Consider the following 26,973-nt stretch of genomic DNA (forward strand, 5'->3'; position numbering starts at 1 on the left):
TATTATACCATAAAATTCTATTACTACTACATAAAAATGAGTTAAAATAATAAAAAAAACTTTACCATCCTAATTGAAATATGTTATCATTAAGTAGATAAAATTAAGAAAGGACACATGATATTTTTTATCATGTGATGGTAATTGCTATGAAGAAAACAATATCGTTTAAAGGAAAACCGGTCACAGTGGTAGATATAGTTAAAGTAGGTGATGTATTTCCGACATTTAAAGCGGTAACGAAAGAACTTGCTGATTTTAATTTAGAAGATTATAAAGGTAAAGTTGTTGTTATTAACGCTTTTCCATCGGTTGATACAGGAATTTGTGCTTTGCAGACTATAAGATTTAATAAAGAGGTAAAAAACTACAACGATTTGGTTGTCATTACTGTTTCAAAAGATTTACCGTTTGCTTTAGGACGTTTTTGTGCAGATAAAGGAATCGAAAATGCAATAACAGTTTCCGACTACAAGTACAAAGATTTTGAAAATAATGCCGGGGGACTAATTGAGGAATTAGGTTTATTGGCAAGATTAGTGTATGTACTTGATAGAGAAGGTGTAGTTCGTCATAAAGAACTTTGCGAAGAAGTCGGTAGTGAACCGAACTATGAAGCTGCACTAGAAGTTGTAAAAAAAATATTATAAGAGGTAATTAATGACAGAATTAAAATACATAGATAAACAAGGTAATAAAAAACTTCAAATAAAAGATTTAATTACATTAGGGCTTTATACAATACTTTTGATTTTATCAATGGCAATCGGAGTAGGTATCGGAACATTGGTAACATCAGTTGTTTTTGGCGGTAAGGTTTATTTTGCAACATATGTTTCTGCTGCGACTGCGTTAGTTTGTGGAAGTGCTTATAGTTTAATTTTTAATAAAATAAATAAAAACATGGCAATTTTCACAATGATAACAATAATTGCAGTTTTTATAGCTTTAACGGGTCATTCATTGGTTGGCTCTGTAACTATGATTGTTTGTGCAATATTTGCAGAATTTTTCTTTAGAAAGAATAATGAATATTTGTCTTATCTATTCTTTAATCTTGGAAATATCGGTATAATACTTCCAATGTTTTTTATGAAAGATACTTATATAAAACATCTTCAAGGGAGAAATTATTCTCAAGAAAAAATAGATTTTGTAATGGGAAGTTCTGATATTAAAACTTTTATTTTAATTATAGTATTAACGGTACTATTATCTTTTATTGGAGCATATTTAGGTAGAAAACTATACTTTAAAAATTTCCATAAAGCAGGTTTGTAATTATGTTGAAGTTGGATATAAGAACAAAAATACTATTGCTTATATTGGCTAATGTACTTATGTTTAAATCATTAGATGTAATGTGGCATTTAGGTGTAGCTATATTTTTTACTTTATATTTAGCGATAGAGTCCAAGCCTATAAGAGCAGGGAGAATGTTTCTTGTATATTTGATTTTTACTATTTATGAGGTATATTTCGGGCATGTTTCCATAGTAAAGATGTTGGATAGCTTTTTGCTGCTGACCTCTTTAATGTTTAAAACTATTTATTTCCCGCTTTGTGCCGGAATAGCATTGGTTAGCAGTTCTAAAGTATCAGAGTTAATAACTTTTTTAAGAATGATAAAGATACCGAAAAATGCAATAATTGTTTTGGCGGTATTGTATAGATTTTTCCCCGTATTAATGACGGACTATAAACAGATAAAAAATTCTCTAAAAATGAAAGGAATAGGTATAACCAGAGGGTATTACCTAATTCATCCGTTCAAGTTTTTTGAATATGTTTTTGTTCCTTATGTTATTATTAGTACGAATATTGCTAATGAACTTGCGGTTTCTTGTTTATGTCGAGGAATAGATAATGAGGCTAAACCTACTTCATTTATTACATTGAAATTTAGAATACAGGATTACCTAGTTATATTGGTATGTTTAGCTTTATTCAGTTATATTATGTTTATGGGGTGGTAAGTTGATAACATTTAAAAATTTTAATTATAAATATACAGAATCGGAAAAATTAAATATAGATTCCTTATCGCTTGATATAAAAAAAGAGGAGTGTGTTCTTTTTACCGGAAACTCCGGTAGCGGTAAGACGACAATTCTTAGAGTGCTAAACGGTCTTGCACCGGAATTTTTCTCAGGCGGGTATAGTGGCGAACTTAAGGTTCTTCATTTGAATATTGGTGATAGATTAAGGGAATTTTCAAAAATAGTCGGCAGCGTTTTTCAAAATCCTAAAAATCAATTTTTTAACCTTGATTCAACGAGTGAACTTGCTTTTAGTATGGAAAACTACGGTTATCCAAGGGAAAAAATTCAAAAAAGAATAGATGAGGTTATTAGCGAATTTTCTGCTGAACATCTTCTTGATAGAAACGTCCTTGAACTTAGTGGCGGAGAAAAACAAAAATTAGCTTTTATGGCAAGCATGATGTTGGATGCTGATATTTACGTTCTTGATGAAATAACGAGTAACCTAGATCTTAAGGCTATAAAGCTAATTTCTACCATTATACAAAATTTGAAAAAAAATGGAAAAACGGTTATTATTGCTGAACATAGAATATACTACTTAAAAGATTTAATAGATAGAATGTACATCATAAAAGACGGTAAAGTCATTCATTCTGTTGGTAAAGAAGAATTAAATAATTTTGACGGTAGAGCTTGTCAAACAAGACAAATAGATTTGAACAAAGTAGAGCTTGCTACAAGAAAAAGAGTTACAGATGGTAAAGAAAATTATTTAATGATAAATTCTCTTAGCTACAAGGTAAATAAAAAAAATATAGAAATAAAACGGGAAAACTTTTCAACTTCAAAAGTTTATGCCATTATTGGAGATAACGGCTGTGGTAAGACTACTTTTGCAAATGCGTTAAGTGGCTTAGTAAAAATTAAATATAATATAGAATTAGCCGGGGAAGTTATTTCTAAAAAAGGTTTGTTAAAAAACACTTTCCAAGTAATGCAGGATGTTAATTATCAGCTATTTACCAATTTAGTGGATAAAGAAATAAAATTGGGTTGTAATAATATAGAAATGTTTGATAAAATAGTCGATAGTCTGGGTATAAGAAAACTGTTAGGAAGACACCCCAATACATTATCCGGTGGAGAAAAGCAACGGGTAGCTATTGCTTCGGCTCTTTTATCAAAGAAAAAAATTCTTATTTTTGATGAACCGACAAGTGGTTTGGACTACATTAATATGATAGAATTGAGTAAATTAATTCATGAAATAGGAAAAAGCGATGTAGTTATTTTTATCATAACTCATGATTATGAATTTTTATGTACAGTTGCCGATGAAGTATTGCACTTTGATGAAAACGGGATAAGAGAACGGATTGATCTAAACGTTGAAACAAAAGAAAAAATCTTAAAAATAATGAGTTAAAATAAATTCAAAGGGAAAAAAATCTCTTTGAATTTATTTTGATACACTAAAACAGTTGTCTATTAATGGCTATCATGGTAAAATAAAAAAGCTAAAGTAAAAAGGAGGGATTGGTGTGTCATATGCGTCGGATATGAAAAAAGAATTAACTCTAATAGAAATAACGAAAAAAGAAGAATTTTTATCAGAGTTATCAGCACTTATAAAAATGAATGGTGTTTTAACAATAGCAAATGGCAGACTAAGCCTTAACTTTCAAACTGAAAATGCCTCAATAGCAAGAAGAATGTTTTCTTTGGTGAAATATTTTTATAATGTTGACGTTCATATTTCGGTGCGAAAAAAATTAAAATTAAAAAAAAATAATGTCTATATTTGTCGTTTGGAACAAAATGTTAAAGAGATCTTAACCGAGTTATATATTTTAGGTGATGATTATACAATGCGTGTGGATATAGCTAATGAATTAATAAATACAGATGAGAAAAAAAGAGCCTATTTACGTGGTGCATTTTTAGCAGGAGGGTCAATAAATAATCCGAGAACTTCAAGTTATCATATGGAAATTTTTTCATCTTATTTGGAACATATTAAAGAACTCAATGAGTTATTAAATTTTTATAAACTTAACTCAAGAACCTTAGAGAGAAAAAAAGGTTATATAGTTTATATTAAAGAGTCGGAAAAAATAGCGGAATTTATAAATTTAGTCGGTGCATATCAAGCGTTATTTCAGTTTGAGGATGAAAGAATAGTTCGTGATATTAATAACTCCGTCAATAGAATGCAAAATTGTGATATGGCTAATATGAATAAAACGGTAAACGCATCTGCTAAACAAGTGGAAGATATTAATGTAATAGAAGAGCGGTTGGGACTTGATAATCTTGATGATAAACTTCGTGTTGTGGCAGAAGCACGTTTAAAATATCCGGAGTATCCGTTAAAAGAAATAGCGGAAATGATAGAGGATGGAAACTTATCAAAATCGGGGCTTAACCACCGTTTTAGAAAAATATCCAAAATTGCAAAAGAACTGAGAGATGGAACATATAAGATAAAATAAAGGAGAATAGTAATGAGCAAGTGGGATGAACAAATATTGGTCGTGAAAAGAGAAATTTTATTTAATAATGAGGAAAATGATTTCTACGGTTTTTTACCAAAAGAAGACGAGAAAGTAAAAAAAATAGTAGATACATTTGAACATTACGAAGTAAAACGTCGTGGCGATATGGAAGAAAATCCAAAATATAAGCAACTTATCGGTTATGTGTTGGTAAAAGATAAAATAACTAAAGAAGTATTAGTATATCGTCGTCTGGTAGGAGGCGGTGAAGCAAGACTTCACGGGAAAGCATCTGTAGGAATTGGCGGGCATATGAACGAAGTAGCAGGAAAGACAATATACGAGATGTTAAAAGTTAATGCGGCAAGAGAATTGAACGAAGAGGTAGGAGTAGATGAGGATTACGCACTAAAAAATCTTCATTTTGTAGGCTTAATAAATGATGATAAAGAAGTTGTCGGTCAAGTACATGTCGGAGTAGTTTACACTTGTGAAGTTGATAAAGATAAAGTCGAAGTTAAAGAAAACGATACGCTTGTTATAAAGTGGGATAATACGGAAGAAGCACGTGCTGAAGAAAATTACGAAACATGGTCGGCATTTTTAAAACCGATAATGTAACAATATTATAAAGAAAGCTAGTCGGGTAAAAATAGATTTTGCTGTTTTGCCCAACTAGCTTTTTGTATATATTTATATATAAAATATTATTTGTTGCTAATTCTATAGTGGTGGTAACCTTAAAAAATCAACCACAAAGGATAGAAACGAGCCTAATAACAATGTTTGTAAAATAATATATATTTATAATTACGTTGGTTTGGGTAAAAAAATTTGTTATAATAATTATATTAAATATAGCGGAGGAATTGGTGTGAGAATATTACATACAGCCGATTGGCATATTGGGAAAAAATTACAAGGGATTAGTCTACTGGAAGACCAAGAATATATTATTAATCAAATTATTAATCAAATAGAGAAATATCATCCGGAATTACTTATTATTGCGGGTGATTTATACGATAAGAGTATCCCGAGTAAAGAGGCAACGCATTTGCTACAACAAGCACTTTCCGATATTAATATCAAACATAATTTACCGATTGTTGCGATTAGCGGTAATCATGATAGTAGAGAGCGACTTTCGGTAGGAGAGGCGTGGTTCAGTCAGCATAATTTCTACTTACATACAACACTTGAGCAAAGTTTTAAAAAAATAACATTTGATAATGTAGACATGTATTTGTTACCATATTTTGAGCCGTATGAAGCAAGGGAGTATTTTAACGATAATACACTTGATACACATCATAAAGCGACTAAGAGAGTTGTTGATGAAATATATAGTACGATGAGTGAGAAGAATATTAATATTCTTGTTGCACATACTTTTGTTGCCGGTAGTTTGGAAACCGACTCCGAACGTGAAATTTCTGTCGGTACCGTAGAAAATGTGGCAGTTGATGTTTTTGAAAAATTTGATTATGTGGCACTTGGACATCTTCATAATCCGAATGCGTGTAATGAAGAAAAAATAAAATATAGCGGTAGTCCGTTAGCATATTCATTTAGTGAAGCAAAACAAATAAAAGGGACAAGGCTTATTAATATTACGAAAAATTCATTTGAAGAACAGTTTTTACCGTTGGAACCACTGCGAAAGCTACATAATGTAGTGGCGGATTATAGCGAAGTAATGACTAAGGAGTTTCAAAAAAACTTTAATTTTAAGAATGATTTTTTTAGTATGGAACTTAGCGGATTGGACGGTATAACAGATCCGATGCCAAGAATACAGGCAATGTATCCCAATACCCTATTATTAAAGAAAAAAACAAAAAAAGAAAATAACGAAAAAGAAAGTTTAACCAAAGAAATGTTATCAAAAACTCCGTTAGAACTTATAGAAAATTTTTATAAAGAAGAAGCTAGTGGAGAACTTACATATATTCAGAAAAAAACACTGGATAATATTTTTAAGGCGGTGAATAGCGATGAAACCAATTAGATTAGAATTACAGGAGTTTGGACCATATAAACATGAAATAATAGAATGGAGTAAAATAATAAATGAACCGATATTTCTTATAACAGGAAAAACCGGTGCAGGAAAATCAACTTTGTTTGATGCAATGGTTTATGCACTTTATAACAAAACTAGCGGTGGTAAGAATATTGATAGCTTACGCTCAAAAACTGCCGATGATAAAATTAAGACAAAGGTTATTTTTGATTTTGAGATAAAAGAAAAACGCTATCGTTTAGAAAGAACGTTAGCGTATCTTAAAAAAGGAAACAGGTCGCTAACACCCGGTAAAGTTGAATTTATGCAAATAAACGGCGATAATATAAAAGTTATTGCGAGTAAAGAAACAACGGTGAATGAAAAAGTGATAGAACTGTTAGGGCTTGATGATAAACAATTTTGTCAAATTATAATTTTGCCACAAGGAGAATTTAAAAAGCTGTTACTCTCAAAATCATCAGAAAAGGCTGCAATTTTACGCTCATTATTTAATACTTATTTATACCAAAAATTTGTAGAAAAATTACAAAATTACGCTAAAGAATTAGCGAGTGAATACAAGGTAAAAGAAAAAGAATTGATAAATAGATTTAGTCATTTTAAATTTTCAAATAAGTTGGAAGAGGTAGAATATCTCCAAGAAAATAGTTTTGATAATTTAAAAGAGGAGCTTAAAAAACAAGAACAAGAAAAAAATAATTTAGATCAAGACTTAAAAGAAAAAGAAATGGAGTTTTTAAAACTTCAAAATAAGTATTTAGAGTTAGGTAAAGTAGATGATAAGTTTATTCAGTTGGATAATTACAATAATGAATATGAAAACTTACAGGCTAAAGAAGAAAATATTGCAAACCTTAATCAAATAATAGAGAAATTAGAAGAATTGGGGAAAAATAAACATAAAATAGAGTTGTATTATACTTTGTTGGAAAAAATAAAGAACGAAAAAGATAAAAGCGAAGAATTAATAAAGAAAAAAGAAAATTATATTAAGGAATTAGAGAAAAATAATAATTTAGGAGATTATTTAAAAAATATTGCCGAAACAAAAGAAAAAGAATTAGAGTATGTAGAAGAAAGAAGTTATTTTTACAATAATATTAACAGCTATAAGGAAGCATTTTTTGATGAAAAAAAATATCTTTTGGAAATTAGTAATTTAGAAGCTGATAAGAACAAACTTAGGGAATATAAAATAGGTTTGGAAGAACAAATCGCTAAACAAAAGGAAATAGAAGAAGATAATATCGTAGTGGAAAAAGAATTCAATAATATTAAGCTGGAAATTTTAAAGAAAGAATATGAAGTAGAAAATCTGGAAAATTATTATAACTTAACAACAGAAATAGAAAATAAATTAAAAAAAGTTAAGGCTGATAAGACTAAATTAGAGGGGTTACTAATAACTAAAAAAGAGTTGGAAAATAAAGTAGCTGAAATAGAAAAAAATAAAAATAGAGAATTAATAAATAATTTAGTGGAGAAACTTCATATTGGTGATGATTGTCCACTTTGCAAGCAAAAGATAAAACATCTTCCCAAAAAAGAAAATGTAGTTCAGTTAGATTCTAATTTTAAAGATGAGTTGGAAAATATTACAAGGGAAATAATAAAATTGGAAACAACATTCCAAAAAAATAAAGAAGATATTTCTGAATTGGAGAAAAAATCTGCTACGCTGAAAATGGAGATAAATAAACAAGCAGCCGAAGAGTTGGAAGAATTAAGTAATAACGAGAGCAGATTAAAAGAGAAAAGTGATAAAATAAAACAAAGTTTAAAAAAAATACAAAAAGCTGTAAATGAGTCGGAAAAAGAGATAGTACAATTAGAAGAAGTTTTGCAAAAAGAACAAAGCTATAAGGAAAAATTATTATCCGCTCAAATTAAAATAAGTCAATATAAAGAAAAAATAAAAGTTAATGTTGATGATTTTGAAAAATATTATAATTCGCTACTGGACAGAATAAAAGATTTTCAGAAAAAAGAAAAAATATATATCGAAACAAAAAATAATTTGGTGCTTGCTGATGCTAAATTAGATTTTGAAATAAAAAATAATATAGAGCAGTTTGAAAAGTTGGAAATTGACAAAAGTAATTTAACAGAAGAATTTAATAATTCAAAATTAAAACAATACTATAATAGTATTGAAACTGCCAATGATAATTTGTCTGAAATAAAAAAATTAGAGGAATACCGTTTAACGGTAAAAGAATATAATAATAACGTAAATATGTTATTGAATAATATTGAGAGATTGAAAAAAGAACTGCTAGGAAAACAACGCCCACAGTTGGAACAAATAAAACTAGAATTGGACAAAAAAGGAAATTCCTTAGAGGAAATAAAGAAAGAAGCGGTTGTCCTTGAAACAATTTTTAACACAAATAATGAGTTGTATAATGCTTTACTGGGTGAATATAATATATGGAAAAAAGATGTTGGTAACAGCAACGAAATTATCCATTTAAGTAATGTTATCAGCGGGAAAACCGATAACAAAAAATCCCTTGAAACATATGTTCAAGGTTATTATCTTGATCTGATATTAGAAGCCGGCTCAAGGCGATTTTTAAAAATGAGCGAGGGGCGTTACAGTTTTATAAGAAAATTAGAACGTCAAAAAGGTAATGGACTTCAAGGTTTGGATATAGAAGTATATGACGTTAATTCAAACAGTAACAGAGATGTTAGTTCTCTTTCCGGAGGTGAGTTATTTTTAGCTTCGCTATCCCTAGCATTAGGACTTGCTGAAATTATTCAGCAAGAAAGCGGCAGTATTTCTCTTGAAACGATTTTTATAGATGAGGGGTTCGGTTCATTAGACAGCGAAACACTCGATACTGCCATCTCAACTCTTATTGAATTGCAGTCATATGGTAGAAATATCGGAATAATATCCCATGTTAGTGAATTAAAAGAGCGGGTACGAGCCGGAGTGGAAGTATATTCTGATAATAATTCATCAAAAGTAAAAATAGTAGGTATTTAATTTTAACAAGGGTTATTCATATGTGAGAGATGCCGGATTAAATGTGTAAAAATATAATATATATAGGGTGGCTATATTCTTGAAATTAAAACTATTGTTGTAAAACCTTTTATCAGGATAACGAAAAAATAATTGAATTTGATATTTAAAATAACAGGAAATAATAACAATCTAATTTTAGTATTATGATACGTTTTCTAATTGAAATATGATAAAAAAAGTGATAGAATGATAGGTATAAAACGATTTCAAGGAGAAAACTATGGATATATCTAGGGAACATTTACGTTTATTATCAAATAATTTTAAAAATATTAATGAAACAATGAGAGAAATTATTAACCTTGAGGCGATTTTATCATTGCCAAAAGGAACAGAGCATTTTCTTAGTGATATTCACGGCGAATATGAGGCGTTCGACCATGTATTACGTAATGGTTCCGGTGTAATTAAAGAAAAATTAAAAGAAGTTTTTGGTAATAGATTGCAACAAAAAGAGTTAAATTTATTGGCAACAATTATCTATTATCCGGAAGAAAAGTTAAATATATTGAAAAAAGAATTTACTGAGAACGAATATAAAGAATATCAAAAGATTTTGCTTTTACGTTTATTAGAAGTAACTCAAATAGCGGCACGTAAGTATACACGTTCAAAAGTAAGAAAAATTCTACCAAGTGATTTTAGTTACATCATTGAAGAATTGTTATACAAAATGCAAACACGTGATAAAGCTGATTACTATGAGAAAATTGTTGAAAATATCATTGAATTAGGAGCAGGGGATAAGTTTATTATTGAACTTAGTTTATCTATTCATAAACTGATTATTGACCACCTGCATATAGTGGGTGATGTTTATGATCGTGGGCCTTATCCTGATAAAATCATGGATCGCCTGCTTAATTATCATTCTGTAGATATTCAATGGGGTAATCATGATATGTTGTGGATTGGAGCATATTGTGGCGATGCAATTACTATGGCGAATGTACTGAGAATTTGTGCGAGATATGACAATTTGGATATTATAGAAGACAGATATGGAATTTCTTTAAGAAGTTTATTAAATCTTAGTGAAACATATTATAAAGATGATCCTTGTAAGGAATTTATGCCGAAATTATCGAAAAATGACGAATTAAAATACAGTGAACATGAAATTATGCAAATAGCACGTATGCACAAGGCTATAGCGGTAATTCAGTTTAAATTGGAAAAACAGGAAATTGATGCAAATCCGGAATTTAATTTAGGTAGTCGTGCTTTACTTGATAAAATAAACTTTGAGAAAAAAACTGTAGAGGTGCGTGGGAAAACATATCCGATGACGTCATGTAATTTTCCGACCGTTGATAGAAAAAATCCTTATAAACTGAGTAAGGAAGAAGAAAAAGTAGTGAAAAAATTAAGAGAGTTATTTACCACCAGTGAAAAATTAAAAAAACATATTGAATTATTTATAAATAAAGGTGCGATGTATAAATGTTATAACGGTAATCTATTAATTCACGGTTGTATGCCGGTTGATGTGAACGGTAATTTCCAAACATTTACCTATAGGGGAGAAACTTATACAGGAAAAGCGATGTTGGACTTTTTTGATAAAAAAGTTCGTAGCATTTTTTACAGTAATGATCGAAGCGGTGACGGATTATTTTTCTATCTATGGCAAGGGGAATATTCTCCGCTCTTCGGTAAACGTGATATGACTACATTTGAACGCTACTTTATTGAAGATAAGGCTTCTCACGAAGAAGTAAAAAATGCTTATTATAAATTACGTGATAACGAAGCGTTTTGTATTAAGTTATTAAAAGAATTTGGATTGTCAGAAAGTGGTCATATTATTAACGGTCATACACCGGTTAAAGAAACAAAAGGAGAAAATCCGATTAAAGCAAACGGACGCACTATTGTTATCGACGGCGGTATGTCACGTGCTTATCATAAAACTACGGGGCATGGTGGATATACATTAACTTATAATTCTTATGGATTGCAGATTATGCGACATGATATATTTCAAAGTAAGAAAAAAGCTCTTAAAGATGAAACGGATATTGTGTCGACACGTCGTGTTGTTGATAAGAAAGTTGAGCGAAAAACAATAGCTGATACAGATACCGGTCAAGAGATAAAAATACAGATAGAACAGCTGAAAGTGTTGCTTGATGCTTATAAAGACGGAACATTAGTTGAAAGATAATAAGGGTAAATATGAAAAAACAAACAGTTGCGGAATAAATTGTAAAATTTATTTTTGCAGCTGTTTACTTTTATTGTATAATAGTATGTGAGGTGATGATATGAAAATAGTTAACCTTGATAAATTAAAAAACATGCTGCACAATAGAACTGGTAGATTGAATTTGTCGGATATTATATTGGAAAATTGTGATTTAAGAAACTATGATTTAAGCAATATCGACTTTTCAAATTCTAATTTTATTAATGTCCGTTTAGATAATGTTAATTTTTCAAACAGTAGTTTGAAAAATTGTTTGTTAGATGATTGTTCATTAAAAAATGCTAATTTTAAAAACTCTAATCTACAAACAGCTTCACTTCGTAGGGCAGATTTAGAAGGAGCGAATATTAGCGGAGCAAATTTATATGGTGCGATTTTAGAGAATGCCAATTTAAAAAATATAAAATTTGATAATATGACTAAAAACTTTACATTACATTGCCCCGAAGAGGGAGCATTTATCGCTTATAAAAAATGTATCAATAATTTAATAGTAAAGTTATTGATACCCGGCGATGCTAAAAGAGTATCGTCAACGATGAATTGTTGCAGATGCGACAAAGCTAAAGTTTTAGAAATAAAAAGTTTTGATGGGACGAAGCATTACGATGAAGCATGGTCGACTGTTGATAACGACTTTTGCTATAAATTAGGAGAATGGGCTTTTGCCAAAAATTTCAATGAAGATCGTTGGTATGATTCAACAGGTGGTATTCATTTTTGGATGAGTGAAGAAGAGGCAAAAGCTTATTAAGACATAAATGGAATAATCTATTATCCATAAAAATTTTATGGTTGGATATAGGAAAAATTACTAAGGAGGAATAATGTGAGGGTAGTTTTACTTTGTAGATATGACGGGAGCGGCTATCACGGTTTTCAAATTCAGCCGAATAATAATACCGTTCAAGCAGAAATAGAACAGAGTTTAAAAAAAATACACAAAAAAGATGTGCGTATTTATATGAGTGGGCGTACCGATAGCAAGGTGCATGCCTATGGCCAAGTGTTACATTTTGATAGTGATTTAAATATTTCGGGTGAGGCATGGAAAAGGGCAATAAATGCAAATTTACCTAAAGACATTCGTATTGTATCTGCAATGTTAACGGATAATGATTTTCATGTGAGATATAATAGCATAAAAAAAACATATCTTTATAAATTATATATCGGAAAAGAAGTAGATCCTCTGTTAATTAATTATGTAGGGCATCAACCTTTTCGTTTTGATTTAGAAAAAGCGCAGAGTACAATACAATATTTTTTAGGAGAACATGATTTTACCTCATTTTGTTCAAAAAATAGCAGTGTAGAAGACAAAGTTCGAACAATTTATGATTTTTCTATAGAACGTGACAGTTTAAATGATAATATAATTAATTTTGAAATTACCGGTAATGGTTTTTTATATAATATGGTAAGAATTATTGTCGGGACTATAATAAATGTTGCAAATGGAAAATATGAAGCTGAATATATTGAAGAAATATTTAAAAAACAAGATAGACAATTTGCCGGAGCACGTGCTGACGCACAAGGTTTATATTTAAAATGTGTAGAATATAATAATGAAGTTGTTAATAGATTTATAAAAAATGCTTTAAAATATTATAAATAATGATGTTAGATTTATTAGCTTATGATGAGAAAATGGTGAAAATTATCAGAACGAGCTTAGTAAAAGAAAAGTTAGATATTCCGAGAACTGCTTTAATTCCGGTGATAAAATTATACGAATTATTAGGTTTTAAACAGATTGAATAAGAGGAAGAAATTATACATAGTACCACGGGTTATTTTTCCCTTAAAGAAATTTAAAATTAAGATAAAAACCGGTTTGGGGTATGGGGTAATAGAATTAGGGAAAATACTTAATCGCCGTTTTGGTGAAAAAGGTTTTTCTTAATTCTTTTTTATCGAAAAAATTGAGTGAAAGGAAATATTTGAGAAAAATTCTAAAATATTATATTGATATTGAAAAAACAAATCAGAACCGGTTATGATATTAAAAAATAAAATTATTATTTTTGAAAAAATTAAAAATACCGGATATTTTGTTTTTTATAGAATTTTAATTTTCAACCGGTACTAAAGTTTGAGAAATATAAAGAAATTTGGTATAATAAAATGATATTGTTAAGGCAAGGACATAAAGATGATAAAATTTGATAATGTAAGTTTTATATATAATAACACTAAAAAAAAAGTATTGAAAAATATTACTTTTGTGGTAGAAAAGGGCAGTTGGTTAACCGTCCTTGGAGAAAATGGTAGTGGTAAATCAACATTAATGAAATTAATTTATGGACAGAATATTGCAAGTAGCGGTAATATTTTTCTAAATAATAAAAAATATTCAAAAGAAATACTGAATGAAATTCATAGTAAAATAGCGGTTGTATTTCAAAATCCTGATAATCAATTTGTAGGTAGCACCGTTGAAGAAGATATAGCCTTTGGACTTGAGAATAATAATATTCCTCGTGAAAAAATGGATATGATTATTGATGAAGTTTTGGAGATTGTTGATATGAAAGAATATCGAAAGTCCGAACCGACAGCATTATCCGGTGGACAAAAACAGCGCGTTGCGTTGGCATCCGCTCTGGCACTTAAACCGCAACTATTAATATTGGACGAGGCGACAAGTATGCTTGATCCGGGGGCAAGAAGTTATATATTAAAATATATAAAAAAAATTAACAAAGAGCAAAAATTGACGATTATTTCGATAACGCATGATGCGGAAGAAAGCATCTATTCTGATAATATAATTATTTTAAAAAAAGGTGAAATAGTATATAAAGGAGATTATAATAGTTTATATAATAATGCCCTAATATTGGAAAATTATCATTTAGAAGTACCTTTTCTTGAGAAATTTAAACGAAACCTAAATGAATATACAAATAGCGATATATTTACAGTAACAGATAGCGAAAAGAGCGTGGTAGATAAATTATGCAAATTAGTTTTAAAAACGTAGATTATAATTATAATGAAAAAACCCCTTACGAAAGAAAGGTACTAAAAAATATCAATATAGATATACAAGACGGCAGTTATACTGTTATCGTAGGCAAGACGGGCAGTGGAAAATCGACGCTAATAGAACATATAAACGGTTTATTGGTACCAAGCACGGGAGAAGTTACGGTCGGTACGACAGTCTTAAGACAAGCAAAAAATAAAAAAGAACGTAAAGAACTGGCAAAAACATTACGTAATCTTAGAGAACAAGTAGCTGTACTTTTCCAATTTTCCGAACAACAGCTATTTGAAACAACTGTGTTAAAAGATATTATTTTTGCTCCGTTAAACTACGGTGTTGACGAACGAACAGCGATAAATCGTGCAAAAAGATTAATTAATCTGGTAGGACTTAGTGAAGAATATTTGGATAAATCACCATTTGAACTATCCGGCGGAGAGATGAGAAAAATCGCTCTTTGCGGTGTTTTGGCACTTAAGCCTAAAACACTGATACTTGATGAACCGACGGTAGCACTTGATTATAAAAGCAGAACAGAGATTATGAAACTTATAAGTAAATTAAAAGAACAGTTAAATATGACAATTGTCTTAGTAACACATAATATGGAATATGTGCTTGAGTATGCCGATAAGGTCTTTGTAATGAAAAAAGGTAGAGTAGTGTTTAGCGGAAGTGCGGAAGAACTTTTTACCAATAAAACGATATTAACGGAAAATGCACTGGAATTGCCGGAAGTATTAAAAATGTATAATAAATTAAAAAATCAGGGAATAGACATAGGGTTATTCCCAAGAAAATATTCTGATTTAACAAAGGGCATAAAATTATTACTGGAAAGGGCTAAAGATGAATAATTCATTAATTAGTAAATATATACCGCTAGGAACAGTTATTCATAATTTAGATCCGCGACTAAAACTGTTTTTTGTAACGGTGTATTTAGTTGATGTATTTATAGCAACTGATATTGTAGAATTTTTGATATTATTTATAATATTGATAATAAGTGTACACTTATCTAAAACAACATTAAAGCAATTAATATTCAGTATCAAATCGGTTAGTGTATTAATCTTTTTTACATCACTAATACACTTGGTGTTTAATAGAACGGGGGAAAAGTTAATTGAGTATTACGGTTTTGTATTATACAGCGGTGCGTTGTACGGTATAATACTTATTACCTGTCGTTTTTCGTTGGTAGTAATGATTATGATAGTCTTTATGATGACAACTTCTCCAACGGAAATTACCCACGCAATAGAAAAAAGTCTTGGATTTTTAAATAAAATTGGTGTACCTATTTCGACTTTCGCCTTAGTTTTATCTATTTCACTGCGTTTTATTCCAACGATTTTGGAAGAAGCTAATAGAATAATTAATGCTCAAGTATCACGCGGTTCAGATTTTAATGAGGGGAATATACTCCAAAAAACAAAAAAAATTATTCCTATACTTATCCCGTTGTTTATAGCTACTCTTAAAAGGGCTGATGAACTGGCAACGGCAATGGAAGTGCGGGGCTATAATACAACAGCTAAAAGAACACGATACAAGGTATTACATTATCAAAAATATGATTATTTAAGCTATGTATTAATTATAGCTATTACAATATTTATAGTGATATTATGACTTTTATTAATTAAAATAATTAGTCTGAATTTCACCTAATAATGTAAGGAGAATATATGGAAACGGAAATAATTAATATAAATACAAGCACTGATAAGGAGAGTATTTATAAAAAATTAAAACAATATTATAATGAAAATAAATTAGTTGCTATTCCGACAGAAACGGTCTATGGATTAAGTGCTGATGCAACTAAAGATGAGGCGGTTGGAAAAATTTATACTGCTAAGGGAAGACCGAGTGACAATCCGCTTATTATCCATTTTTATGAAATTAGCCAGTTGGATAATATTGTTGATTATTCAGATGAATGTGTAAAAAAATTAGCAGAGTATTTTTGGCCTGGCCCGATGACCCTTATTTTAAATGCAAAAGTTAATAACAATATATCAAAAAAAGCTAGTGCAGGGTTAAAAACATTGGCGGTAAGAATGCCGTCGAATAAAACGGCACGAAATATTTTAAAAGAAACACGTATATTACTTGCAGCACCGAGTGCCAACACCAGCGGGAAACCGTCACCGACACGTTTTTCGCATGTTTACCATGATTTGAACGGGAAAATAGAGGTAATAATCGAAGATGAACAAGCGGAATTTGGGTTAGAGAGTACGGTGATTGACTGTACACGAACACCGCTCGTTATAGCAAGACCCGGAGAGATAACAAAAGAAAATATTGAAGCTGTACTAGGTACAGGCAGTGTAAAATATAATGACGAAATAATGACTGAAACTAAAGCCCCGATAGCGCCGGGAATGAAGTACCGACACTATTCACCGGAAGCGGAACTTATAGTTTATCATGATACTTTAGACAAATTGATAGAATATTTAAAAACAAAAAATAAAAAAACAGGTTTAATAACTTATAGTGATAATGAAAAAAAAGTAGAAGACTTACCGGTAGTAGTAAAATTTCTTGCGAACAACGAAAAAAATATTGAACAATCGAATAAAAATTTATATAATATTCTAAGAGAGTTCGATAATGAGAAGGTAGATGAAATATATATGCTACCCATAAAAGAAACTAAAGAAAACGTAGCTTTGCTTAATAGACTTAATAAAGCGATTAGTAAAAAGTAATTAGGAGATTAGTAATGAAAAAACTATATGTGGTAATACCTTGCTACAATGAAGAAGAGGTATTAAACGAAACGGCAAAACGTTTAGAAATAAAAATGAACACTATGATAGAGGAAAACTTGATTGCCGAAGATAGTCGAGTTGTCTTGGTGAATGACGGTTCAAAAGATAAAACATGGGAAATGATAGAAAAATTACACAAAAATAATCCGTTATTCAGCGGAATAAACTTAAGTCGTAATCGTGGACATCAAAATGCACTTTTAGCCGGACTTATGACGGTAAAAGATTATTGTGATGTGAGTATTTCAATGGATGCGGATCTTCAAGATGATATTGATGCCATGAATAAAATGATAAAAAAATATTATGACGGTTGTGATATTGTTTATGGAGTACGTTCAGCTCGAACAACCGATACATTTTTTAAACGTTTTACAGCAGAAGCCTTTTATCGTATGATGGAAAAATTAGGGGCTAATACGGTGTTTAACCATGCTGACTATCGCTTAATGAGCAAACGTGCTTTGGAAGGTTTGGCAGAATTTAAAGAAGTTAATTTATTTTTACGCGGTATCGTTCCTATGATCGGGTATCCGACAGATGTTGTTACTTATGAACGTGCGGAGCGTTTTGCGGGGGAAAGTAAATATCCGTTGTCAAAAATGCTTGCATTCGCTTTTGAGGGAATTACGTCATTGTCGGTAAAACTAATTCGTTTTATTACAGTCGGTGGAATGTTGATGATTTTTATAGCGGTGATTGTATTTTTCTACACATTATACAGCTATTTTGCAGGTTCTGCACGTCCGGGCTGGTCAAGTACAATGATTTCAATGTGGTTTATCGGAGGGATGATTATGATTTCTCTGGGAATTGTTGGCGAATATGTAGGAAAAATTTATCTTGAAACAAAAGAGCGTCCACGCTTTATTATTGAAAAATTTTTAAACGAAGAAACAAAGGAATAATCTATGAGTAAGGAAATATTATCTAAAATTGCTAATTTTTTAATAAAAGTAATAGCCATTATATTCTTTTTATTAATGGGATTTAATACACTATTAGTTTTAACAAAAACAGCAATATTTCCAAGAGATTATCAAGAAACATTATATTATAAACAAGATAATACTATACTAAATATTATTTTTCTCGTAATATTTAGTATAGTTATCTTAATGTGTACAAAATATCTAAAAAAAATTATTAGTGTAAAGCGTTTGGTACTTATTGTAATGATTTATGCTTTTATAATGAGTATATTATTCGCAATTTTACGACGTGATTATGTACAGTTTGATCCATTTAATGTTATTGATCAAACAAACAACTTTATTCGTGGTAATTATAGTGGGCTTGATAAAGGAAATAATTATTTATATATATACTCACACCAAATAACGACTATTTTTATATTCCAAATAATACTTAATCTTTTTGGAAGAGCAACATTTATTTTGTATATTATGCAAAGTTTTTCGATAAGTTTTATCATAATGATGTTATATAAAATATCTAATATATTATTTGATGATGAAGATACAAATTATCTTGTAGTTATTCTTGGTGCATTGTGTTTTCCTTTAGTTTTTTATGTAGCATTTGTTTATGGTATATTGCCGGGAATGTTTTTAACACTTGTAGCTTATTATTATTTTATAAAGTATACAAAGCAAAAACAATGGTATATGTTGGTTATCAGCTTATTTGCACTTAATCTTTCGATTATTTTGATAGGTAATAATATTATTCATATGTTGGCGATTTTTAGTGTTGCGATGGTGTACTTTATTAAGAAAAAAGACAAAAAGATACCATTATTTATTATTTCATGTCTTTTTGTAATGATAGCAGGTAAAAGTATTATTTATAATTATTACGAGGTGAAATCGCAAAGGGAAATTTCTAGCGGAGTAAATAAAATAACTTGGATTGCTATGGGTATGCAGGAAGGTGAAAGAGAAGCAGGTTGGTGGAATAGATTTAACTATGATATTATGCCGGAAGAAGAATATAATGATGAAAGAATAAAAGAAATCGCAAAAAATTCTATTAAACAAAGATTAAATGTTTTTAAAGAAAATCCTAGTTATGCACTGGATTTTTATAAGAGAAAATATGAAAATCAATTTATAGAACCGACGTTTCAAAGTTTATTGGTGACGGCACCACAGCGTAATTTTGACAGTGAAACACAACTGGAAAAGGTTAAAGATTTTTTTGTTAAACAGATTTACTTTAATGAAACACATAGTTTCTTAAACTTTTTAATGAAGATATTTCAAGTGTTTATTTATATATTCACCTTTGTTTTTTCGGTAGTAATATATAGACGTAAACAGGAAGTATATGCACTTATACCGATAGCATTTGTAGGTGGAACTCTATTCCATATGATTTGGGAAGCGAAGAGCAGATATGTTTTTCCGTATTTTGTTTTTCTTCTACCCTTAGCGGCTTATGGATTAGTTGTCGTTAAAAATAAAATATTAACATATAAAAAATAAAAGAGGAACAAAATGAAAAAAGTAATGTGTAGTGTTTTTATGATTGCAACTTTGAGTTTAATGACTTCACAGTTTAATACAAAAATCGTTTCTGCCGGTGATATTTACGTTCCGTTCGGAAAAAAGGATTTATCAAAGGAAGAAAGTGGACAAATAATAGACTTTGAAGATTTGAATTTAAAAGAATCATTATTGGAATATTATAAATTTCATATTGATAAAAATTATAAAGGAAAAGATATTACTGTAGGAATGATGAAACAATTTACAAGTTTGTCATTACCGTGGATGAATATTTTTTCTTTAAAAGGGTTAGAGTATGCAACAAATTTAAAAACATTGAATCTATCCAATAATTTTATTGAAGATTTATCGCCACTCGAAAATCTTAAAGAAATAGAAGATTTGAATTTAACTAATAATAAAATAAAAGATACAAAAAGTTTGGCACAGCTAAAGAAATTAAAACAACTGTCATTAAGAAAAAATTTAATGAATAATTTAGATTTTCTTAATGAATTAAATGTAGAGTCGCTGGATATTTCAATAAACGGAGCTTTAAAAGATTATGTCCCGAATAACTTAAAACTGGACAATATAAGGAGTTTAAATATTTCAGGAATTGGTTTTGACAATATAACATTTTTAAAAAATGCGAAAAAATTGGAAAGTTTGATTGCAGAAGAAAATTCAATAAAAGATCTAACTCCGCTTGAGAGCTTAAACAATATAAGAATTTTATATTTAGATAGAAATAATATAATAGATATAAGCCCACTAAGAAAACTAGAAAATTTGGAAGAGTTATTGTTATACAAAAACAGTATTGAAGATATAAGAGCATTGTACGGCAAGAAATATTTATATCGTCTAATGCTTAATGATAATTTGGGATTAAAAGATATTTCTCCACTAGCCACCGCAGGTAATTTGGCAAGTTTGGATATTTCCAATACAGCGGTAGAAGAAATAAAACCGTTAAATGATTTGAAATATATTTATTATGTTGCGGTAAAAAATACAAAAATCAGCAATAACGACTTGGAAAAATTTGAAGAACATAACAAAGTTGTTAAAAAGAATAATAATATTGATAAAAAGATCGAAGTTATAAAAACGGAAGCATCAAAGTATTTCAGTATTAAAAATTATATATTTATGTTTATAATAGTATTAATAACACTAACAGGAATACGAAGTTATTGGAGAAAAAATAAATAAAGGAGGTGTTTTTATGGCAATGTCTATAAATACTAAAGTAGTTTACAATACAAAGGCTAATTTTTTATCGGGTGGAATAGGTAATAAACATGGTGATATTTTAGTAGGAGATAAAGCTATAGAATTTTATAATCATCGTAACCCTGAAGACTATATCCAAATACCGTGGGAGCAAATCGAAAGGGTAAGAGCGCAAATATTTTTCAAAGATAAATATATTCGAGGATTTTTTATAGATACTAAAAAAGATGGCAGTTTTAATTTTGTAGTAAAAAATGCCGGAAAATGTCTTAAAGAAATGAGGAAGTTTATCGGCAACGAAAAAATAGTCAGAAACAAGCCTTTAATTTCGTTGAGAAGATTATTTTAAAAAAATAATCAAAAGTAATCTTGGTTGTTCCTTTTGAAAAAGGATAAAATAATTTCAGGATTAGTTCAAGTTAGTTGTGGGGGTTCATATCACTACCTAATTATTGCGGAAATATTTGTAAAATATATATAAGAATATTGACAAAAGAGTAATAAAATGATAATATGTATTTGTACCTACTAGTAGGTACAAATACTTTCTTTTATATAATTTCTAATTTATTCTATGGTTGATTTTATCGAACATAAGAATATTCTACAAGGTTAACCCGATGACAGTCGTTTTATGTGACTGTCATCATTTTTATTTAAGATATTTATTCTTTAGTAAATTCAAATTATCTTTGAAAACATTTATGTCTTGTGTTGCCTTAAGGAGAAGAGTATTTCCTTGAATTACAGCAATAATAAATTTTGCCTCGTTAAAAGCTACATTATAGGTATTAAAACTGTTGTTATTTAATTCCATTAAATTTTTTGCGATTAAATCAGCAAAAGTAAGCAATAAATCACTTAATAAAGTTCTAAAATGTTCTTCTTTAGCAGAAAATTCGACAATTAGATTTCCTATATGGCAACCATGAAATACCGGCTTTCCCGATTCTTGTGCCTTAGAAAACCAATCAATCATATCGCAAAATATTTTATCAGGATTATTGTTGCTCATTAAAATAGGTTTAAAAAGTTTTTGTTCCCACTCAGAAATATTTAACTCAATAATTTTTAAAGCGATATCATGTTTTGATTCGAAATAATGATAAAACTGCCCCTTGCCGACATTAGCAGCTACTAAAATATCATTGACAGAAGTTCCTGCATAACCATTTTCGTAAATAAGATCTCGTGCGGTTATTAAAATTTTCTCTTTCGTATTCATACAATTCCTCTTTTTAAATAGTATATACTATTTTTATTGTAGCAGTAATTTTCAGCGGAGTAAAGTTTAAAGAACTACATTTTTTACAATAAAATATAGTGAGATATAAATAGGAGTGACTTTATAGAATAGTTGAGATTACAACTTTTAAGTCGATCCTTACTCCTTAATTGGGAAATTATTAGATATGAGAAGTAAAAAAATACGTATTTTCTAGGTAAAAATTTTAAAAAACCTAGAGATTTTCTAGGTTTTTAAGTATTACCAGCTAATAACAGTTTTATCTTTAATCTGTATATCAGCATCAAAAATGGTATTTAGCAGCTTTGTATTATAAAATTCACTTGCTTTATCTTGTTTTACTACCATGCCATTATGCAATGCTATAATATTATCACTGTATGTCAACGCTTGGTTAATATCATGAAGCACCATAATAATAGTTATACCGAAACGTGCATTCAACTCTTTTACCAACGTCATAATTGATTTTTGATATTTAATATCAAGAAATGTTGTCGGTTCATCAAGTATTATAATATCGGTGCTTTGAGCAAGGCACATCGCAATATAAACACGTTGTAATTGACCGCCGGATAAAGCATCAACACGTTTATCTTTATAATCGGTAAGATTGGTTTGTTCCAATGCAAAATCAATTTTTTCTATATCTTCCGGTGTTTTTCTGTAGAAAAAGATATTTTGATATGGAAGTCGAGCAAAGCTGACCATGTCATAGACTGTAATTTCTTTAGGAGTTTCATTTTTTTGATAAACTATGGAAAGTGAACTTGCCAATTGTTTTAAAGAATAATTTTTTAATTCTTTGTTTTCCAAGAGAATACTACCACTATGATAAGGAAGATTTTTTGCCAGTATTTTAATTAAAGTGCTTTTACCACAACCATTTTTACCGAGTAGGGTGGTAATTTTTCCTTTTTCAATAGCTAATGACAGATTATTAAAAATCACGGTGTCATTATTATATTTGAATGATAAATTATTAATTTCAATAATATGTTCCATTAGTTAACCCCTCTCTTAACAAGAATAATAAATGCAGGGCCACCAATAATCATCATAATTAGATCCGCAGGGATTTCTACAGGGGCAAACACCACACGTCCTAAAGTATCAAAAAGTAGTAATACAAATGCACCTAAAACAGCACTAAAAGGTATTGTGTAGAGATGATTACGCCCGATAATAATTTTTGCGATATGTGGTACTATAAGTGCTAAAAATACTAAAACACCGGCAACCGCAGTTGCAACAGAGGCAAGTGCTACTGCAACAAATGAAATAAGTAAACGTATATTGTTAATGTTAATTCCGAGTGAAGCAATAATATTGTCATCAAGTGTAAAAATATTACATAGTTTTGCTAAAAACAAACTGATAATTAATAACGCAGGAATCCATATTAAAAGAAGTCGCACATCTTCCCAGTTTTTAGTTCCAAGGGAAACGGTTTTAGCAGCTGATGATGTAGACGGACTTGATTGAGTAATATACTGTATACTACTTAATATTCCTGTAAAGAAATAACTGATAGCAATACCGATAAGAATGATCTTGACATTATTTTTAGTATGACCTGCAAGGTAATAGATAATAATAAATCCAATTATCCCCCCTATAATAGAAAAAACTGTTTTGAACATTAATAATTGGGGAAATAGTCCAATACCAAGATATAAAAATAAGTTAGCTCCGCTGGATACTCCAATAATACTTGGGTCAACGAGCGGATTTTTTAAGACGGTTTGAAGCAGTAAACCACTAACACCGAGAGCCGCTCCCACTAAAATCGTAATAATAATACGGGGAAAACGTACATCTACAATAGCATTAACATTAGCGTATTTGTTATTAAAAATTCCAACAACAAGTTCATAAACACCCGCCTTAATACTACCGCTGTTTGCGGAAACAAATATTGTTGTCAGCAATAACAAGACAAGAACAATAAAAGAGATTATTTTTTTATTACGCAACATAACTTCCTCCTTTCTAAATGCGAATAAATAAAGTTGATTGTAAAAATTTATAAATATATTTAGTGATTATTAGGAAAATCCAGAAGAGGCATATGCTACTTCCGGATTGGTAACATTAATTTCCATAAAATACTTGGTATAAGTTATTAAGACCTTTTTGATAGTCATATGTAGCGGTCATGCCGAATATGGAATTATCAAGGTCAATTACTTTATTATTTTTAACTGCATCGAAGTGTGACCAGCTTTTATTTGTTTCAAATTCCTTTTTGAACATTTCCATTACAGTTTCAGGCATAGCATGTGCCGTACGTAAAATATAGTCCGGTTTTTCATTAAGTGCAGTTTCTAAGTTTAATTGTGTAAATTCTTCAGAGCCTTTAATAATATTTTCTCCACCTGCAAGTTTTACTAAATTACCCACATATGATTTTTCGGTAGCAGCCATGTAACTGCCGGGTAATCCCATTAAAACTAATACTTTAGGTTTCTTTTTGTCGGCTATTTTTTTATTAAACTCTGCAAAAAATGTATCATGTTCTTTTTTTAGTTGGTTAAATTTTTCAGTTTTTCCAAACTCTTTGGCTAAATCTTCTGTTACAGAATATAAACCGCTGACACTACGAATATCAACAAACTTGTATGGAATATTATTTTTTTCAAATCCTTCTTTAATCCAATCTTGTAAACTGTCAGGTGAATAAACGATTGACGGATTTATTGATTTAATTACTTCCATATTCGGATTCATAGGCAAACCGATTTGAACGGTGTTTTCATATCTTTTTGGCATATGACCTAATCTTGTTGTAGGAATACCCGCAAGTTTAATATCAAGAACATCTGCAACTTGACAAAGAGCCACAGAATCCATTACAACACGTTTACCGTTTTCTTCTTCGGATTTTTTATCTTTGTTAACTCCCGTAAGGTCAATAGTTTCATTAAAAGCCTTATCAGCAATATTTGGTTCATCTCCGGTTGTGTTAGCGTTCTTGTTGGAAGAACAAGCAGTTAAAATCAGTGAAAAACTCAAAAGAATCGTTAATAATAGTGATAATTTTTTTTTCATATTTTTATGACCTCTTATTCGTTTTCTTCTTTGATTTCTTCGGTAGGGTTTTCGGTAACTACATTATTTTTACGTTTTTTAACGCCAATGAAGATGCCGGCGATTAGTACAAGAACAACAGCACCGCCGCCAAGGTAGTACGGTAGGTAATTTTTTTCTTTTATTACTTCCATATCAAGATTACCGTTTCCGTTTTGAATGGTATCGGTATTTACTTCAACGAAAAATCTAACCGGACGATTCATAGGTTCTACATACATTTGAACCATCGCTAAGAAGTTTTCATTCGGTACTTCAAAACGATAGTCAACATAGCTGTCTTTATATTGTTCAATATTAACTTTTGTTTCGGTGGCTGTAACTTGTTTAAATTCTCCGTCTTTTTGCAATACTTTAATAAAAGGTCCTTGCTCTTTACTACGTTGAACCCAGTTCATTAAGTGAATTCTAACGGTAGCATATAATTTTCCATCTTTAGTTCGTTGTAATAAGGCTTTAGACCAACGTTTTTCTCCACCCGCTTTTTGATTTTTAAGAGCATCGTTTAAGTTCCCGCCGGAATTAACGGGAGATATAACTCCTTGAACCATACCTTCACCGATTGCGGCATTTTTAGTTCCGCCGTCAGCGGTAATTCCGGTTAATGGGCTTAGGTAAGAGCCTGTTATATCAAGGTTATAAACACCGGTGTTTTTAGTTTTTTGATCTTCTTTAAAGTAATCTTCTAATTTCTTAGTAACAAACCCTTCCGGTGCTTTATTTTCATCTTTTTTCTCAGTATCTTTGTTTTCTTCTTTTTTATTCTTATCTTTATCGGCATTACCGTCTTCAGTACCTGAAACCAGTTTTGCAGCTGACCAGTTAAATTTTATAATAGCATTTTGAGAAGCGTCGCCACCCATAATTTTATTCATAGCATCAACAGAAACTCTAACTCCGACTTTATCGGGTTTAGCAGTTCCAAAGTCAAAACTTAAATTGCTAGGGTAGGTACTGGTTCCACCGTCAAGGTTAGTATCGTTATAGGTGCTTACGACAGAAGCCGGAGTTAATTTACCGGAAAAAATCGGTGATGAATAAATGCTTAATGATAGTAAATGACCGTGCATATTATTAAAATCCATCGGAACGAATTGAACGGTAATTGATGAGGTGTTATTATCGTGAACCTTAACGGTAGCATGTGTAGCTAATGCCTTATTTCCCATCGATAAACGCCCGGTATTTTCAGAATGCCATAGCTCAATCGGAACATTATAAACTTTATCTGCAGCTTGTACTTTATGATTTAACTGAACATTACTTGATGTTACAATAAACGCTAAAGTAGTAATTGTTATTGCAACAAATTTCAATATTTTTTTCATTATTATTACTCACTTTCTAAATAAATATATCTTTTCAAAAATAAAAAGCGGGAATAAATTTTCCCGCTTTTAGAGTTAGTA

At 30.0% G+C, this 26,973-nt stretch carries 25 protein-coding genes; 20 read left to right on the plus strand and 5 right to left on the minus strand.

The window, feature by feature from the left end:
- Positions 1-149: 149 nt before the first annotated feature.
- From tpx to AXE85_RS02250, 20 genes are all read left to right on the plus strand, one after another.
- Positions 150-650, plus strand: a complete 501-nt coding sequence (tpx, locus tag AXE85_RS02160) for a thiol peroxidase (RefSeq protein ID WP_062174675.1) — start codon at positions 150-152, stop codon at positions 648-650.
- A gap of 10 nt (positions 651-660) precedes the next feature.
- Entirely contained in the window at positions 661-1,281 is a 621-nt protein-coding gene (locus AXE85_RS02165) for an MptD family putative ECF transporter S component (protein WP_062172929.1), read from the plus strand.
- 2 nt (positions 1,282-1,283) lie between these two features.
- Positions 1,284-1,976 (plus strand): energy-coupling factor transporter transmembrane component T, encoded by a 693-nt coding sequence (locus AXE85_RS02170; RefSeq protein WP_062172931.1) that lies wholly within the window; start codon positions 1,284-1,286, stop codon positions 1,974-1,976.
- Between the two features lies 1 nt (position 1,977).
- The gene (locus tag AXE85_RS02175; protein ID WP_062172934.1) at positions 1,978-3,411 is read left to right on the plus strand and encodes an ATP-binding cassette domain-containing protein; all 1,434 of its coding nucleotides are present in this window, start codon (positions 1,978-1,980) and stop codon (positions 3,409-3,411) included.
- A 115-nt stretch (positions 3,412-3,526) separates the two neighbouring features.
- The gene (gene whiA / locus AXE85_RS02180) at positions 3,527-4,477 is read left to right on the plus strand and encodes a DNA-binding protein WhiA (protein WP_062172936.1); all 951 of its coding nucleotides are present in this window, start codon (positions 3,527-3,529) and stop codon (positions 4,475-4,477) included.
- A 12-nt stretch (positions 4,478-4,489) separates the two neighbouring features.
- A complete protein-coding gene (locus AXE85_RS02185) occupies positions 4,490-5,101 on the plus strand; it encodes an NUDIX domain-containing protein (RefSeq protein ID WP_062172938.1) in 612 nt (203 codons plus the stop codon).
- A gap of 253 nt (positions 5,102-5,354) precedes the next feature.
- The gene (locus AXE85_RS02190; RefSeq protein WP_062172939.1) at positions 5,355-6,491 is read left to right on the plus strand and encodes an exonuclease SbcCD subunit D; all 1,137 of its coding nucleotides are present in this window, start codon (positions 5,355-5,357) and stop codon (positions 6,489-6,491) included.
- Entirely contained in the window at positions 6,478-9,504 is a 3,027-nt protein-coding gene (locus AXE85_RS02195) for an SbcC/MukB-like Walker B domain-containing protein (protein ID WP_062172942.1), read from the plus strand. Before AXE85_RS02190 ends, AXE85_RS02195 begins: the two co-directional genes overlap by 14 nt.
- 262 nt (positions 9,505-9,766) lie before the next feature.
- Entirely contained in the window at positions 9,767-11,713 is a 1,947-nt protein-coding gene (locus AXE85_RS02200) for a fructose-bisphosphatase class III (RefSeq protein WP_062172944.1), read from the plus strand.
- A gap of 100 nt (positions 11,714-11,813) precedes the next feature.
- On the plus strand, positions 11,814-12,509 hold the full coding sequence (locus tag AXE85_RS02205; RefSeq protein ID WP_062172945.1) for a pentapeptide repeat-containing protein: 696 nt from the start codon (positions 11,814-11,816) through the stop codon (positions 12,507-12,509).
- Positions 12,510-12,584: 75 nt separating this feature from the next.
- Complete coding sequence (gene truA / locus AXE85_RS02210) at positions 12,585-13,376, plus strand: tRNA pseudouridine(38-40) synthase TruA (RefSeq protein ID WP_062172946.1); 792 nt, start codon at positions 12,585-12,587, stop codon at positions 13,374-13,376.
- The gene (locus AXE85_RS08365; RefSeq protein WP_156439980.1) at positions 13,376-13,522 is read left to right on the plus strand and encodes a hypothetical protein; all 147 of its coding nucleotides are present in this window, start codon (positions 13,376-13,378) and stop codon (positions 13,520-13,522) included. Before truA ends, AXE85_RS08365 begins: the two co-directional genes overlap by 1 nt.
- A gap of 391 nt (positions 13,523-13,913) precedes the next feature.
- Positions 13,914-14,744: an energy-coupling factor transporter ATPase gene (locus AXE85_RS02215; RefSeq protein ID WP_062172947.1), complete on the plus strand. Its 831-nt coding sequence runs from the start codon at positions 13,914-13,916 to the stop codon at positions 14,742-14,744.
- Positions 14,720-15,607: an energy-coupling factor transporter ATPase gene (locus AXE85_RS02220; RefSeq protein WP_062172948.1), complete on the plus strand. Its 888-nt coding sequence runs from the start codon at positions 14,720-14,722 to the stop codon at positions 15,605-15,607. The genes AXE85_RS02215 and AXE85_RS02220 overlap by 25 nt, the downstream gene beginning before the upstream one ends.
- Positions 15,600-16,388, plus strand: coding sequence for an energy-coupling factor transporter transmembrane component T family protein (locus AXE85_RS02225; RefSeq protein ID WP_062172949.1), 789 nt, complete (start codon positions 15,600-15,602; stop codon positions 16,386-16,388). The genes AXE85_RS02220 and AXE85_RS02225 overlap by 8 nt, the downstream gene beginning before the upstream one ends.
- Before the next feature lie 56 nt (positions 16,389-16,444).
- Positions 16,445-17,476 carry an L-threonylcarbamoyladenylate synthase gene (locus AXE85_RS02230; protein WP_062172950.1) on the plus strand — a complete coding sequence of 344 codons (1,032 nt, stop codon included), beginning with the start codon at positions 16,445-16,447 and terminating at the stop codon, positions 17,474-17,476.
- Between the two features lie 14 nt (positions 17,477-17,490).
- Entirely contained in the window at positions 17,491-18,447 is a 957-nt protein-coding gene (locus AXE85_RS02235; protein WP_062172951.1) for a glycosyltransferase family 2 protein, read from the plus strand.
- A 3-nt stretch (positions 18,448-18,450) separates the two neighbouring features.
- A complete protein-coding gene (locus AXE85_RS02240) occupies positions 18,451-19,986 on the plus strand; it encodes a hypothetical protein (protein ID WP_106388763.1) in 1,536 nt (511 codons plus the stop codon).
- A gap of 12 nt (positions 19,987-19,998) precedes the next feature.
- Positions 19,999-21,207: a leucine-rich repeat domain-containing protein gene (locus tag AXE85_RS02245; RefSeq protein ID WP_062172952.1), complete on the plus strand. Its 1,209-nt coding sequence runs from the start codon at positions 19,999-20,001 to the stop codon at positions 21,205-21,207.
- Positions 21,208-21,220: 13 nt separating this feature from the next.
- Positions 21,221-21,577, plus strand: coding sequence for a DUF956 family protein (locus AXE85_RS02250; RefSeq protein WP_062172953.1), 357 nt, complete (start codon positions 21,221-21,223; stop codon positions 21,575-21,577).
- 303 nt (positions 21,578-21,880) lie between these two features.
- On the opposite strand, the gene AXE85_RS02255 is transcribed toward AXE85_RS02250, so the two are convergent.
- From AXE85_RS02255 to AXE85_RS02275, 5 genes are all read right to left on the minus strand, one after another.
- A complete protein-coding gene (locus tag AXE85_RS02255; RefSeq protein ID WP_062172954.1) occupies positions 21,881-22,453 on the minus strand; it encodes a TetR/AcrR family transcriptional regulator in 573 nt (190 codons plus the stop codon).
- A 261-nt stretch (positions 22,454-22,714) separates the two neighbouring features.
- Positions 22,715-23,479 carry an ABC transporter ATP-binding protein gene (locus tag AXE85_RS02260; protein WP_062172955.1) on the minus strand — a complete coding sequence of 255 codons (765 nt, stop codon included), beginning with the start codon at positions 23,477-23,479 and terminating at the stop codon, positions 22,715-22,717.
- Positions 23,479-24,453, minus strand: coding sequence for a FecCD family ABC transporter permease (locus AXE85_RS02265; RefSeq protein ID WP_062172956.1), 975 nt, complete (start codon positions 24,451-24,453; stop codon positions 23,479-23,481). The genes AXE85_RS02260 and AXE85_RS02265 overlap by 1 nt, the downstream gene beginning before the upstream one ends.
- 115 nt (positions 24,454-24,568) lie before the next feature.
- Entirely contained in the window at positions 24,569-25,525 is a 957-nt protein-coding gene (isdE, locus tag AXE85_RS02270) for a heme ABC transporter substrate-binding protein IsdE (RefSeq protein ID WP_062172957.1), read from the minus strand.
- Positions 25,526-25,539: 14 nt separating this feature from the next.
- Positions 25,540-26,892, minus strand: a complete 1,353-nt coding sequence (locus tag AXE85_RS02275; RefSeq protein ID WP_062172958.1) for a heme-binding Shp domain-containing protein — start codon at positions 26,890-26,892, stop codon at positions 25,540-25,542.
- Positions 26,893-26,973: the final 81 nt, after the last annotated feature.

This window comes from Gemella sp. oral taxon 928 (genome assembly GCF_001553915.1).
GTDB classification, from domain to species: Bacteria; Bacillota; Bacilli; order Staphylococcales; family Gemellaceae; genus Gemella; species Gemella massiliensis.